The organism is Telmatospirillum sp. J64-1, from assembly GCF_006980715.1.
Taxonomy (GTDB): Bacteria; Pseudomonadota; Alphaproteobacteria; order Rhodospirillales; family Magnetospirillaceae; genus Oleiliquidispirillum; species Oleiliquidispirillum nitrogeniifigens.
Genome location: NZ_SBHN01000014.1, coordinates 71,853 through 84,239, shown reverse-complemented (window position 1 = coordinate 84,239; position 12,387 = coordinate 71,853). Strand labels below are relative to the sequence as shown.

14 protein-coding genes are annotated in these 12,387 nt (G+C 63.1%); 6 read left to right on the top strand and 8 right to left on the bottom strand.

Features of this window, described 5'->3' with window-relative positions:
• Positions 1-221: 221 nt before the first annotated feature.
• The 5 genes from EPD66_RS14265 to hemE form a co-directional block, all read right to left on the bottom strand.
• The gene (locus EPD66_RS14265; RefSeq protein WP_142849182.1) at positions 222-677 is read right to left on the bottom strand and encodes a DUF3775 domain-containing protein; all 456 of its coding nucleotides are present in this window, start codon (positions 675-677) and stop codon (positions 222-224) included.
• A 249-nt stretch (positions 678-926) separates the two neighbouring features.
• On the bottom strand, positions 927-2,183 hold the full coding sequence (gene rho / locus EPD66_RS14260) for a transcription termination factor Rho (protein WP_142849181.1): 1,257 nt from the start codon (positions 2,181-2,183) through the stop codon (positions 927-929).
• A 252-nt stretch (positions 2,184-2,435) separates the two neighbouring features.
• On the bottom strand, positions 2,436-2,867 hold the full coding sequence (gene hemJ, locus EPD66_RS14255; RefSeq protein ID WP_142849180.1) for a protoporphyrinogen oxidase HemJ: 432 nt from the start codon (positions 2,865-2,867) through the stop codon (positions 2,436-2,438).
• Entirely contained in the window at positions 2,864-3,910 is a 1,047-nt protein-coding gene (gene hemH / locus EPD66_RS14250) for a ferrochelatase (RefSeq protein ID WP_142849179.1), read from the bottom strand. Before hemH ends, hemJ begins: the two co-directional genes overlap by 4 nt.
• A 5-nt stretch (positions 3,911-3,915) precedes the next feature.
• Positions 3,916-4,983, bottom strand: a complete 1,068-nt coding sequence (gene hemE, locus EPD66_RS14245) for a uroporphyrinogen decarboxylase (protein ID WP_370511886.1) — start codon at positions 4,981-4,983, stop codon at positions 3,916-3,918.
• Positions 4,984-5,393: 410 nt separating this feature from the next.
• Here hemE and EPD66_RS14240 point away from each other — a divergent pair, with 410 nt between their 5' ends.
• From EPD66_RS14240 to dnaQ, 5 genes are all read left to right on the top strand, one after another.
• Entirely contained in the window at positions 5,394-6,218 is an 825-nt protein-coding gene (locus tag EPD66_RS14240) for a pyruvate, water dikinase regulatory protein (protein ID WP_142849178.1), read from the top strand.
• Positions 6,219-6,220: 2 nt separating this feature from the next.
• The gene (locus EPD66_RS14235) at positions 6,221-6,814 is read left to right on the top strand and encodes a nucleoside triphosphate pyrophosphatase (RefSeq protein ID WP_142849177.1); all 594 of its coding nucleotides are present in this window, start codon (positions 6,221-6,223) and stop codon (positions 6,812-6,814) included.
• A complete protein-coding gene (locus EPD66_RS14230) occupies positions 6,811-7,659 on the top strand; it encodes a shikimate dehydrogenase (RefSeq protein WP_142849176.1) in 849 nt (282 codons plus the stop codon). The genes EPD66_RS14235 and EPD66_RS14230 overlap by 4 nt, the downstream gene beginning before the upstream one ends.
• 161 nt (positions 7,660-7,820) lie before the next feature.
• Positions 7,821-8,450 (top strand): dephospho-CoA kinase, encoded by a 630-nt coding sequence (coaE, locus tag EPD66_RS14225; RefSeq protein ID WP_142849175.1) that lies wholly within the window; start codon positions 7,821-7,823, stop codon positions 8,448-8,450.
• A 3-nt stretch (positions 8,451-8,453) separates the two neighbouring features.
• Positions 8,454-9,131, top strand: coding sequence for a DNA polymerase III subunit epsilon (dnaQ, locus tag EPD66_RS14220; protein ID WP_142849174.1), 678 nt, complete (start codon positions 8,454-8,456; stop codon positions 9,129-9,131).
• Positions 9,132-9,412: 281 nt separating this feature from the next.
• Here dnaQ and EPD66_RS14215 read toward each other — a convergent pair whose 3' ends face one another.
• The 3 genes from EPD66_RS14215 to EPD66_RS14205 all read right to left on the bottom strand — a co-directional run bounded on the left by EPD66_RS14215 (position 9,413) and on the right by EPD66_RS14205 (position 11,238).
• The gene (locus EPD66_RS14215) at positions 9,413-9,874 is read right to left on the bottom strand and encodes a hypothetical protein (protein WP_142849173.1); all 462 of its coding nucleotides are present in this window, start codon (positions 9,872-9,874) and stop codon (positions 9,413-9,415) included.
• Positions 9,875-9,894: 20 nt separating this feature from the next.
• Positions 9,895-10,368 (bottom strand): polymer-forming cytoskeletal protein, encoded by a 474-nt coding sequence (locus EPD66_RS14210; protein ID WP_185961418.1) that lies wholly within the window; start codon positions 10,366-10,368, stop codon positions 9,895-9,897.
• 198 nt (positions 10,369-10,566) lie between these two features.
• The gene (locus EPD66_RS14205) at positions 10,567-11,238 is read right to left on the bottom strand and encodes an EI24 domain-containing protein (RefSeq protein WP_142849171.1); all 672 of its coding nucleotides are present in this window, start codon (positions 11,236-11,238) and stop codon (positions 10,567-10,569) included.
• A gap of 159 nt (positions 11,239-11,397) precedes the next feature.
• On the opposite strand from EPD66_RS14205, the gene EPD66_RS14200 reads away from it, so the two are divergent.
• A complete protein-coding gene (locus EPD66_RS14200) occupies positions 11,398-12,387 on the top strand; it encodes an adenosine kinase (RefSeq protein WP_142849170.1) in 990 nt (329 codons plus the stop codon).

Here is a 12,387-nt window from a genome sequence, read left to right as displayed (position 1 = left end):
CAGATCCCGGACTTTGCCTTTGGCCCGCACCACCCTTCGAGACGCCGCTTCGCGGCTCCTCAGGGTGAGGCTACTTCATTGTTTCCTCTCAATAAGACAGACCTCATGCTGAGGAGCCGCGAAGCGGCGTCTCGAAGCATGCACACCCGCTCCAAAAGGAAAGGGGTCCAAGGGCCCGAAGCCCTTGGCCGGTCTGAAATATTTCCTGATGGACGCTCCTCCTACAGCATCCCGCCGCTGGGGGCTCCGCCAGGGCCTGCGGCACCGTCCTCGACGCGGTCTTCCGGGCATTCATAGCCCAGGTCCTGCAAGGACGAGATCAGGTATTCGGCCAGGAGCGGATGGTCGATGATGCGTTGCGGAGCGATCCCCTCCCCCACTTCGTCATTGGCGCGGCTTTGCGCGTCCTCGAATTCGGTGACGTCGAAATCACCGCGCCCGACCCAGAGCATGGCCAGCAGGTCGGCCTGTTCGTCGGGCGGCAATTCCTCGATCAGGTCCACTAGGATCTGATAGGTCGGATCGCCGCTATATTCCTGCATCGGACTGAGCGGGCTGTCGTCGCCGCTGCCGCCGACGGGTGAATCATCGTCGATCGGCTGCGCCTTGCCGCCCAGTTCCTGGGCGTGCTGGATGATTTCGCAGACCTTGTCCACGGTGATGTTGAGATCGGCCACGTCAATCCTCCCTCGCTGCTAAGGGGGACAACAGCCCCGGCGGCAAAGGAGTTCCCGCAAAAGCGAAGGCCGCCCTCCTAGAGCAGTATGCGTCGCGTGTGATGCATACTGCGACCTGCGGCCGTTGAGGCCGCGGCCAAGCGCGCGGAGGCGCGCGCCCGGCGAGGGCAAATATAGAAACTGAAAGCGTGATGCAGATTTACTGCATCACGCTGTAGCGAAGCGGCGGCCTTTTTCGAGGCTCGATTTCTAGCTGTTCATCGCGTCGAAGAAATCGGCGTTGTTCTTCGACTGCTTCAGCTTGTCGACCAGGAATTCCATGGCGTCGGTCACGCCCATGGGCATCAGCACGCGACGCAGCACCCACATCTTCGACAGAACACCCTTGTCCACCAGCAATTCCTCCTTGCGGGTGCCCGAGCGGGTGATGTCGATGGCGGGGAAGGTACGCTTGTCCGAAAGCTTGCGGTCGAGGATGATTTCCGAATTGCCGGTGCCCTTGAACTCTTCGAAGATCACTTCGTCCATGCGCGATCCGGTATCGATCAGCGCGGTCGCGATGATGGTCAGCGAGCCGCCTTCCTCGATATTGCGGGCGGCGCCGAAGAAGCGCTTGGGGCGCTGCAGGGCGTTGGCGTCCACGCCGCCGGTCAGCACCTTGCCCGAGCTGGGCACGACGGTGTTGTAGGCGCGGGCCAGGCGGGTGATGGAATCCAGCAGGATCACCACGTCGCGCTTGTGCTCGACCAGGCGCTTGGCCTTCTCGATGACCATTTCCGCGACCTGCACATGGCGGGCAGCCGGTTCGTCGAAGGTCGAGGAGATGACCTCGCCATGGACCGAGCGGGCCATGTCGGTGACTTCCTCGGGGCGTTCGTCGATCAGCAGGACGATCAGATAGACTTCAGGCTGGTTCTGCGCGATGGCATGGGCGATGTTCTGCAGCATCACCGTCTTGCCGGTGCGCGGCGGCGCCACGATCAGGCCGCGCTGTCCCTTGCCCAGCGGCGCGACCAGGTCGATCACGCGGGTGGTCATGCCCTTGCTGGTCGGATCTTCCAGTTCCAGCTTCAGGCGTTCGTCGGGATAGAGCGGCGTCAGGTTGTCGAAATTGATGCGGTGGCGCACATTTTCCGGCGGCTCGAAATTGATCGTATTGACCTTGAGCAGCGCGAAATAGCGTTCCCCGTCCTTGGGGGCGCGGATCTGCCCCTCGACGGTATCGCCGGTGCGCAGGCCGAAGCGGCGGACCTGGCTGGGCGAGACATAGATGTCGTCGGGGCCGGGCAGGTAATTCGCCTCGGGCGAACGCAGAAAACCGAAGCCGTCCTGAAGGATTTCCAGCACGCCGTCGCCGTAGATCGGCGTGTCGTTCTCCGCCAATTGCTTCAGGATCGCGAACATCATGTCCTGCTTGCGCAGGGTGCTGGCGTTCTCGATCTGCAACTCTTCCGCGAAGGCCAGCAAGTCGGCCGGGGTTTTCCGTTTGAGCTCCTGAAGGTGCATGGAGTTTTCCGATGGATGTAAGACTGGCGGAGGGGAAAATCAGGAACTGGTTCTTCTAGGATACAGAAGAACCCGGCGACGGTGCTCAAGCGGAGACCTCTCCCCTTATACGGGAAAAGTCATCGGCTGATCCGCTGTTCCGGAACGGGTGTGGAAACCCTGGAATGATTGGTTTCCAGCTTTAGCCAAAGAGAATCGGGCTGTCAAACGAGAAATAGGGGTTATGCCGCCCCTTTCGGCCAAAAATTCGACTCAGAAGGGACGGACGATGACCATGATAACGATCAGGATCATCAAGACAGTCGGTACTTCGTTCGCAAAGCGGTAGAATTTCTGGGAATTCTTGTTCCTGTCTTCGGCGAAAGCGGCACGCCAGCGCCCCATCATTACATGGGTTGCGGTCAGGATCAGGACAAAGAAGATTTTCGCATGCAGCCAACCCTGCCCCTGCAACAGGCCGGGATTGAGGAAGACCATCGTCAGGCCGAAGATCCAGGCCGCCATCATCGCCGGGTTCATGATGGCGCGGTGCAGCCTTCGTTCCATGACCTTCAGCTTTTCCGACATCTCGGAACCGGGTTTGGCCTCGCAGTGATAGACGAACAGGCGCGGCAGATAGAGCAGAGCCGCCATCCAGGCGATGATGCTGATGACGTGCAGCGCCTTGATCCACAGATAGGTCACCTGGATTCTCCGCTTGCCGGCTGCGCATTGGGACAGCCGCCGAATTGAGACGGACACAGCCGTCCGCCTGCCTGTGAACAGGGATCGCAGGAAGAACCGTCGGCTTTCCCGACCAGATCTGCCAAGGCCCGGATGAAGGCCGGATGGCTGCCCAGCGCCGGAACCCGCAGATAGGCCGGAATGCCCACCTCATGGGCCAGTTCGCCGTATTCGATGTCCAGTTCCACCAGCGTCTCCGAATGCTCGGAAACGAAGGCGATGGGCACCACCACCACCGGCACCTTGTCCTGCCCCGCCCTCTTCAGCTCGGCCTCGGTCGAAGGCCCGATCCATTCCAGCGGCCCCACCCGGCTCTGATAGCAGACGGCCCAGTCCAGATCCGGACGGTTCAGGGCCGATACCACGGCCGCGGAGGATTGCTCAACCTGCCATTGATAAGGATCGCCCGCGGCAATCACCTTCTTGGGCAGGCCATGGGCGGAAAAAAGCAGGCGTGGACGGCCATGGGCCGCTGCTTCGTCCAATTTGGGGGCTATGAGGGCCGCGAAGGCCTCGATCATGCCCGGGGCGGTGGGGTAGCAGCAGATGGTGCGAGTCGGCACCTCCAGCCCCGCCGCAGCGGCTTTTTGCCGCCATAGGCCGATGGAGGACTTGCTGGTCGTGGTGGAATATTGCGGATAAAGCGGCAACAGCACCACTTGGTCCGGCTTCCAGGCCTTGACCGCCGCCACCGTCTCCTCGGTCATCGGATGCCAATAGCGCATGGCGATGAAGACTTTCGTCTCCCCGTCCATCGCCTCTTCAAGGGCTTTTGCCTGTTCTTGCGTCAGTTCCAGAAGAGGCGATTTTCCGCCGATGCGGCCATAGATCTCGCGGGCCACGGGGGCTCGCCGTGCCGATATCAGCTTGGCGAGCAAATACCGGACGGGCGTGGGCACCCCGATGATGCAAGGGTCGTTGAACAGGTTGAACAGGAACGGTTTCACCGCTTCGGGCGAATCGGGGCCGCCGAGATTGAAGAAAACGATCGCTGTCCGGCTCATGCTGTTCAAGCCTTGAAGTTTCTGACCCGTTCGACCAGGCGTGCCACGTTTTCAGGTGGCGTGGACGGCAGGATTCCATGGCCGAGATTGAAGATGAACGGCCCATTGCCAAGAATTTCGAGAATCCGGTCGATGGCTTGGTCCATGGCTTCGCCGCCGGTGATCAGCATGATCGGATCGAGATTGCCCTGCACGGTGCATTTCGGCTGCAGAACCTTGGCGGCCCAGGCCAAAGGCATGGTCGTATCCAGGCTGACACCATCCACGCCGGTTTCATCGACGAAACGCTCGTAGAGCAATCCGGCTCCCCTGGGGAAGCCGATCACGGGGATTCCGGGTCGTTCCCGATGGATACGTTCGGTCAGTTGCGCCGCAGGCTTTATGCACCAGCGGGCGAACTGGTCTTCGGGAAGGATTCCGGCCCAGGAATCGAAGATCTGCACGGCTTCGGCACCGGCATCGATCTGGGAGATCAGGTAATCGCCGGTATTCTGGACCAGCAGGTCGATGATGGCTTCGAACAGCTTGGGCTGGCCGTAGGCCATTTTTTTTGTCTCGGCGTAATCCTTCGATCCGCTGCCTTCGACCATATAGGTGGCGACGGTCCAGGGGGCACCGGCGAAGCCGATCAGCGCCGTCTTTTCGGGAATCGAAGCTTTCAAGCCACGCACGGTTTCGTAGACCGGGGCGAGATGGTCGTGGAGTTTCGCCGAGGAAAGAGCCTTCAGACCGGATTCGTCGCGGATCGGCGGCAGACGTGGGCCTTCACCGGCGGTGAAACTGACCTTCTGCCCCAGGGCGTCGGGTACGACTAGGATGTCCGAAAACAGGATCGCGGCGTCGAAATTGTAGCGCCGCAAGGGCTGCAAGGTCACTTCGACAGCCATTTCCGGATTATAGCAGAGGTCGAGAAATCCGCCGGCTTCACCGCGTGTGGCGCGATATTCGGGAAGATAGCGACCGGCCTGGCGCATCAGCCAAACGGGTGGTGGCATGACTTTCTCGCCCTTCAGGGCGCGCAGAAAGGGCTTGTCGGACACGGAGAACCTCTGGGTGTTGGTTGGTCCCTCAATACAGGTTTTAGAAAAGTATGAAAAGGGTGGTGGTGGATAGTGGGTCCCTGTGGATAAAGGGGATCAGGCCTTGTCCACAGGTTTTTCAGACTCCGGGCCATTCTTTCCGGCGCTTTCCCCGCCTCGGTGGATAAGTTGGGGAAAATAGGGATAAGTTATTGACAGGAAAGGGCTCCTCCTGTGGTTAAGTGGTGCGGGAATCTCCGGTATATCCACAAATGGCCCCCGATTCCCCCGATTCCATTCCCGAAGTGCCGAATCTTTTCAACAGACTCGTGACTCTGTCCACGACTCGCTGGTTTGCCGGGAGCGAAAAATGCAGAATGGCGCCAAAGGGCGGGTTGTCCCCGATTCCACCCGCTTTCCACAGGCCGCAAGCGCCATTCCAATGGCCGAGGGAATCCGAGGTAATGAAGAGCTTTCACCTGCATCTCGTCTCCGACGCGACCGGCGAAACCCTGTCTTCCGTCGCCCGCGCCTGCTTGGTGCTGTTCGAAGGCCATCATGCCGTGCAGCATCTGTGGTGGCTGGTGCGCACTCCCGGTCAAGCCAGCCGCGTGATCGAAGGCATCGAGGCCAATCCCGGCATCGTGCTGTTCACCATCGTCGATCCCGCCGTGCGCAATCTGCTGGAAGACGCTTGCCGGCGGCTGATGGTGCCCTGCATTCCGGTGCTCGACCCGGTGCTGTTCGCCCTGTCGAACTATCTGAACGCGCCTTTCCATGCCCTGCCCGGCCGCCAGCACGAGATGGATGCGGAATATTTCCGCCGTATCGACGCCATGCATTTCACCCTGGCCCATGACGACGGCCAGTTGATCGAGGATTTCGACGAGGCCGATGTGATCCTGGTGGGCGTGTCGCGCACCTCGAAGACGCCGACGGCGATGTATCTGGCCAATCGCGGCCTGAAGGCGGCCAATTATCCGCTGGTGCCCGGCGTGCCCCTGCCCCAGGAAATCCTCGACGCCAAGAAGCCGCTGATCGTCGGCCTGACCAAGGATCCGCGCAGCCTGACCGACATCCGCCGCAACCGCCTGGCCTTCCTCAATCAGGATACGGAAAGCGACTATGCCGATTACGAAAAGGTGCGCGAGGAAGTGAACCAGGCGCGCAAGCTCTATACCCGCTACAACTGGCCGGTCATCGACGTCACAAGGCGTTCGATCGAGGAAGCCTCGGCGGCCATCCTGCAACTCTATATCCGCCGCAATGGCAGCGGCGGCAGGGATTGACCATGATCGTTCTCGCCTCCAGCAGCCGTACAAGGCTGGACATGCTCAAAGCTGCCGGCATCGATGCCGAACCCTTGGCGCCGAATGTGGACGAGGCCATGGTCAAGGATGCCCTGCGCGGCGAGGGCGCCAGCGCCGCCGAGGCGGCGGAGGCCCTGGCCGATCTCAAGGCCCAGCGCATCGCCATGCGCCTCGGCCCGGATCCGCTGGTGCTGGCCGCCGACCAGATTCTCGACCTCAACGGCGTATGGTTCGACAAGCCCGCCGATATCGACCATGCCCGCGCCCATCTGCGCGCCCTGCGCGGCAAGTCCCATGAACTGGTCAGCGTCGCCGTCGCCTGGCGCGGCGGCCAGCGCATCTGGCATCATGTCGGACGCGCCAAGCTGACCATGCGCCCCATGACGGACGAGTTCATCGACTGGTATCTCGATCGGGTCGGCGAGGCCGCCTTGTGGTCGGTGGGCGCCTATCAGGTCGAAGGGCTGGGCGCGCAGCTTTTCTCGCGCATCGACGGCGATCACTTCACCATCCTCGGCCTGCCTCTGTTGCAGGTCCTGGACATGCTCAGGCTTCAGGGAATTCTGCGGACATGATCATCACCGCCAAGGCCAGGCTGGCCGGTGTCATGGGCTGGCCGATCGGCCATTCCCGGTCCCCCCGGCTGCATAATTACTGGCTGCAGCATTTCGGCATCGACGGCGCCTATGTGCCGCTGGCCGTCGCGCCCGAGGATTTCGAGACGGTGCTGCGCGCCCTGCCGCGCATGGGATTCGCCGGGACCAATGTGACCGTGCCGCATAAGGAGGCGGCGATGGCGGCGGTCGATGTACTGCACCCGCTGGCGAAGCGGATCGGCGCGGTCAACACCATCGTCACCCTGCCCGACGGACGCCTGGAAGGCCGCAACACCGACGGCTTCGGCTTTCTGGAAAATCTGCGGCAGGCCGGAACCGTCTGGCGGCCCGCATCGGGCCCGGCGGTGGTGCTCGGCGCGGGCGGCGCCGCCCGCGCCGTTTGCGTCGCCTTGCAGGATGCGGGCTGTCCCGAGATCCGCCTGACCAACCGTTCGCGCGCCCGTGCCGAAACCTTGGCGGCCGAACTCGGCGGCGGCGTGACGGTGGTGGATTGGGACAGGCGCGCGGACGCGCTGGACGGCGCGGCCCTGCTGGTCAACACCACCAGCCTGGGGATGAGCGGCCAGCCGCCGCTGGAGATCGACCTCTCCGCCCTGCCCGGTTCGGCCCTGGTCAACGATATCGTCTATGTGCCGCTGGAAACCGATCTGCTGGCCCGCGCCCGGGCGCGGGGCAATCCGGTGGTGGACGGCCTGGGCATGCTGCTGCATCAAGCCCGGCCCGGCTTCGAGGCCTGGTTCGGTGTCTTGCCGGAGGTCACCCCGGAAGTGCGGGATTTCGTTTTGGAGACGGTTTCGGGCTGATTCGCAGGGCTCCGCCCTGCACCCGCCAAGGGCCTTGGCCCTTGGAACCCGTTCCTGGACTTCAGGGAAAAGATGAACAAAATGAATGGGATCAAAGGGGCTGAGCCCCTTTGCGGGTCTGGGCGGAGCCCAGAAAATCCGCCGTTCTGGGTCTCAAGCCGATGATCATCCTCGGCCTTACCGGCTCGATCGGTATGGGCAAGTCCACGGCGGCCCGGCAATTGCGGTCGCTGGGCCTGCCCGTCCATGACGCCGACGCCACGGTCCATCGCCTACTGGGCAAGGGCGGCGCGGCGGTGCCCGCCATCGATACCGCCTTCCCCGGCGTGGTGCGCGAGGGCGCGGTGGACCGGCAGGAATTGGGCAGGCGCGTCTTCGGCGACCCGCCCGCCTTGCGCCGCTTGGAGAAAATCCTTCATCCCATGGTGCGCGAGGCTGAACGACGCTTTCTTGCCCGCTGCGCCCGCCGGGGCGTGCCGATGGTGGTGCTGGACGTGCCGCTGCTGTTCGAGACCGGCGGCGAGAAACGCTGCGATGCCGTCATCGTCGTCACCGCGCCGCGCTTCCTGCAAACCCAGCGGGTGATGCGCCGCCCGGGCATGACGCTGGAAAAGCTGGACAGCATCCGTGCCAAGCAGATGCCGGATGGCGAAAAGCGCCGCCGCGCCGATTTCGTGGTGAATACCGGCCTGGGCTATGCCCAGAGCTTGCGCCAGCTGCGCCGCATCGTCCAGATTATGTCAAAGACCAAGGGGCGCGCCTGGCCGCCCCGCTTCCTCCAGAAACGGTAGTGCATGCGCGAGATCGTCCTCGATACGGAAACCACCGGCTTCGACCCCAAGGCGGGTCATCGCATCGTCGAAATCGGCTGCGTGGAGCTGATCAACCATCTGCCCACCGGCAGGGTCTTCCATAAATACTGCAATCCCGAACGCGACATGCCGGAAGAGGCCTTCAAGGTCCACGGCCTGTCCATCGAGTTTCTGTCCAAGCATCCGGTCTTCGCCGAGGTGGTGGACGAGTTCCTGGACTTCCTCGGCGATGCCAAGCTGGTCATCCATAATGCCGAGTTCGACATGCGCTTCATCAATGCCGAACTGGGCTGGCTGAACCGTCCGCCGATCCCGATGGACCGCGCCATCGATACCGTGACCATGGCACGGCGTAAATATCCCGGCGCCCAGGCCAGCCTGGACGCCCTGTGCCGCCGCTTCGAGATCGACAATTCCCAGCGCACCTATCACGGCGCCCTGCTCGATTCCGAGCTTCTGGCCGAAGTCTATCTGGAGCTGATCGGCGGCCGCCAGCCGGGGCTGGAATTGGCCACCAGCCGCAGCCGGACCGCCGCTTCCGTCACCGTCAAGCGCGAAGCCCGCCCGCCGCGTCCCCATGCCGCGACGGCCGAGGAACTGGAAGCCCATGCGGCCTTCATCGCCAAGCTGAAGAATCCGCTCTGGCTGGCCGAGGAATAAGTTGGTGGATCGTCACCCCCGCGCAAGCGGGGGTCCATGTGTGGGCTTCTGAAGATGCGAACCGCTCAATACTGATGCTGCGGCAGCATGGATTCCCACTTTCGCGGGAATGACGGTGAAAACAGGAGCGCTTTTAAAAAGAGGTTGAACGCTCGTTCATGCTTCGAGACGCCGCTTCGCGGCTCCTCAGCATGAGGTTTGTCTTATTGAGAGGAAATAAGAAATTAGCCTCGTCCTGAGGAGCCGCGAAGCGGCGTCTCGAAGGGCGGGCGGGCCTCAAGCTACCGCGCGGCCTGCTGGTTCAGCAGGGTCCGCAGGCATTGGCCCAGGGGCGGCGGGGTATGGGTCGGGTGGCGGACGGCGGCATGGGCGACCTGGATTTCGCCGTCATCTTCATAGAAGAACAGGTCGAGGATGCAGGTCTCGCCGTGATACTGCCAGATCTGGGCGGGCGCATCGCGGCGGAGCAATTGCGGCTCGCCGAGCACGCTCACGATCTCGGCCGCGGACAGGCCTTGCAGGCGGCCGGGCTGTTCCGCCAGCAGGCGGTGCAGGGCGCCGGCCGGCTGGGCGGGGACGGCGGATTGCTGGGGCTGCGTGCCTTCCCGCGCCGGGGCGGAGGGGAGGCTTGTCACCGGCGCGGCGTCTTCTCCCTCTTCCCCCGTCTGGATTTCGGGAGCGGCGCAGGCGGCAAGCCCCAGGGCCAGGCACAGGGCCCATGGGGCGATCCATCGGGCGTGCATGGCCTGCGCCTTGTCCCGGTTCAGGATTGGTCGCTGCCGCCGCCGAGCGTGCGGGCGCCCTTGGCCTGCTGGGCCAAGGTCTCGACGGTGCCGTTGATCTCGCCACCGGCTTCGACGATCAGGCGGGCATAGCGGATCGTGCCCTGGAGGCGGCCGGTCGGACGCACGGTCAGCACCTTGTGGACGGTGAGATTGCCCTCGAAGACGCCGGCGATGTCGGCTTCTTCCACATCGACCGTGCCGCGATAGGTGCCGGTTTCCGAAACCTCGATGGCGACGGCATCGCTCAGATCGGCTTCGACCGAACCTTCGACCACCAGCTTTTCACAGGCCGAGATATTGCCGTTGAGCGAGATGTCTCGTCCGACGATCAGCTTCTTGCCTTCGCTCGCGCTGCTGGGTTCGCTACGGCGCGGGCCGGCTCCCGGGATCATGTCGGTGCCGCGGCGCGGAATGTCCGGACGCAGGGGCGGAACGGAAGGCTTGGTGGGCATGGGAGGTACTGTCCTTGCTACGGATTTCGGCTGGCTGGTGCTCAATTCGTTGACTTCGGCTTCCAGATCGGGCTGGGGAGCGTCTGGATTAGCCTGATCCTGTCCGGGTTTCTTGCGCCGAAACATATGGTGACGATCCCTTGTTCTATGCCAGCGCTCCGATCGAAACGCGGGAATGGGTAAAGATGAAGGAGGGGATTATACAAGCCTCTCCCGTCGCCGCAACGCCTCGAAAATATGGAGCATGAAGGCAGTTGCAACGACCGGCGCCACCAGGTTGACCAATGGCAGGGTCAGTAGAAACGTAATGATGGCCCCGCATATCCAAAGATATCCCCGATGAGCCAGCCGCAGGCTGCGGGCCTGGCCGGGATCGAGGCGCCGCAGGGCCACGACCTCGAAATATTCCCGTCCCAGAAGATAGCCGTTCAGTCCGTACAGGACCATGACATTGACGACGGGAATGAAGTAAAGCGGCAGGACCAGCAGGTTCAAGGCGATGCCCAGGGCGGCCAGCCGCAGGCCTGCGCCGATCCCTTCGGCCAGGGATTGGTCGCGGACCGGGGGCAGGTCCGGGTAATGGCGGTTCTCGGCGGCGCGCGCCACATCGTCGAGCAGCAGCCCGGCCACCGCCGTGACGACGGAGGGAAACAGGAACAGGCTGAGGACGAAGACCGCCAGCACGCCCAGGATGTCGGTCGTCAGGTCGAGCCAGCCGATCTGGAAAAAGGCCGTCGAGGAAAGCAGCCAGTAAAGGCCCGCCGTCAACAAGACCTGGACCAGAAGCGCGACGGCGATGCCGATCCAGATGATGCGGCGGCAGCGCGGGTCGGAAAGCTGGGCGAACCCACGGAAAAGCGCGGTGAACATGATCCTCCTGCGGCACGCCGAAAGGCGATTTTCAAGGGACGGGCGGACGCGAAAGGTTCAGGAAGTAGAAGAACCGCCTGATTTGCGTTGTTTGTGAGAACTCCACCGTTATACTGCGCCGCGAAAGCGCGCAAGGCCTCATCCCCGGGAGAATATGCAATGACCGAGACGCGGTTCCACGTCACAGGCATTGGTAATGCCATCGTCGACGTGTTGTCTCATGCCGATGATGCGCTGCTGGCCGAGCTTGGCCTGGACAAGGGCATCATGACGCTGGTCGACAGCGAACAGGCACAGAAGATCTACTCCCGCATGGGGCCCGCGATCGAATGTTCGGGCGGCTCCGCCGCCAACACCATCGCCGGTATCGCCTCGCTGGGCGGCAAGGCCGCCTATATCGGCAAGGTCGCCGACGACCAGTTGGGCGAGGTCTTCCGCCACGACATCCGCGCCGCCGGCGTGACCTTCGAGACTTCTCCCGGCGGGGACGGCGCGCCGACCGCCCGTTGCCTCATCCTCGTCACCCCCGACGCCCAGCGCACCATGCAGACTTTCCTGGGTGCCTGTGTGGAATTGGGGCCGGAAGATATCGACGAGGAACTGGTGGCGGCCTCGAGCGTTACCTATCTGGAAGGCTATCTGTGGGACCCGCCGCAGGCCAAGGAGGCGTTCCTCAAGGCCGCCCGGGTGTCGCATGACGCCGGACGCATGGTGTCGCTGTCGCTGTCCGACCCCTTTTGCGTGGACCGCCACCGCGACTCTTTCCTTGAGTTGGTGAACGAGCATGTGGACATTCTCTTTGCCAACGAGGCCGAGCTGAAGGCCCTGTATCGTACCGACGATTTCGACGCGGCTTTGCGCCTGGTGCGCGGCCATGCCCAGGTCACCGCCGTGACGCGCGGGGAAAAGGGCAGCGTGATCATCGCCGGGGACGACGTGCATGTGGTGAGCGCCGAGCATGTGCCGGCGATCATCGATACGACCGGAGCCGGCGACCTTTATGCCGCCGGTTTCCTCTACGGCTACACCCATGGCCGGGCTTTGCCCGAATGTGGACGCCTGGGCGGCATCGCCGCCGCCGAGATCATCAGCCATTTCGGGGCCCGTCCCGAGACGGACCTGATCGAGTTGATCTCGGCCAAAGTGTAA

What these genes read in the sequence shown, in the direction of transcription:
- coaE (WP_142849175.1), top strand. Translation starts at nt 7,821, where the DNA reads ATGATCATCCTCGGCCTTACCGGCTCGATCGGTATGGGCAAGTCCACG.
- EPD66_RS14205 (WP_142849171.1), bottom strand. Translation starts at nt 11,238, where the DNA reads ATGTTCACCGCGCTTTTCCGTGGGTTCGCCCAGCTTTCCGACCCGCGC.
- EPD66_RS14200 (WP_142849170.1), top strand. Translation starts at nt 11,398, where the DNA reads ATGACCGAGACGCGGTTCCACGTCACAGGCATTGGTAATGCCATCGTC.
- hemH (WP_142849179.1), bottom strand. Translation starts at nt 3,910, where the DNA reads ATGAGCCGGACAGCGATCGTTTTCTTCAATCTCGGCGGCCCCGATTCG.
- EPD66_RS14215 (WP_142849173.1), bottom strand. Translation starts at nt 9,874, where the DNA reads ATGCACGCCCGATGGATCGCCCCATGGGCCCTGTGCCTGGCCCTGGGG.
- EPD66_RS14210 (WP_185961418.1), bottom strand. Translation starts at nt 10,368, where the DNA reads ATGCCCACCAAGCCTTCCGTTCCGCCCCTGCGTCCGGACATTCCGCGC.
- EPD66_RS14240 (WP_142849178.1), top strand. Translation starts at nt 5,394, where the DNA reads ATGAAGAGCTTTCACCTGCATCTCGTCTCCGACGCGACCGGCGAAACC.
- EPD66_RS14235 (WP_142849177.1), top strand. Translation starts at nt 6,221, where the DNA reads ATGATCGTTCTCGCCTCCAGCAGCCGTACAAGGCTGGACATGCTCAAA.
- dnaQ (WP_142849174.1), top strand. Translation starts at nt 8,454, where the DNA reads ATGCGCGAGATCGTCCTCGATACGGAAACCACCGGCTTCGACCCCAAG.
- rho (WP_142849181.1), bottom strand. Translation starts at nt 2,183, where the DNA reads ATGCACCTTCAGGAGCTCAAACGGAAAACCCCGGCCGACTTGCTGGCC.
- EPD66_RS14230 (WP_142849176.1), top strand. Translation starts at nt 6,811, where the DNA reads ATGATCATCACCGCCAAGGCCAGGCTGGCCGGTGTCATGGGCTGGCCG.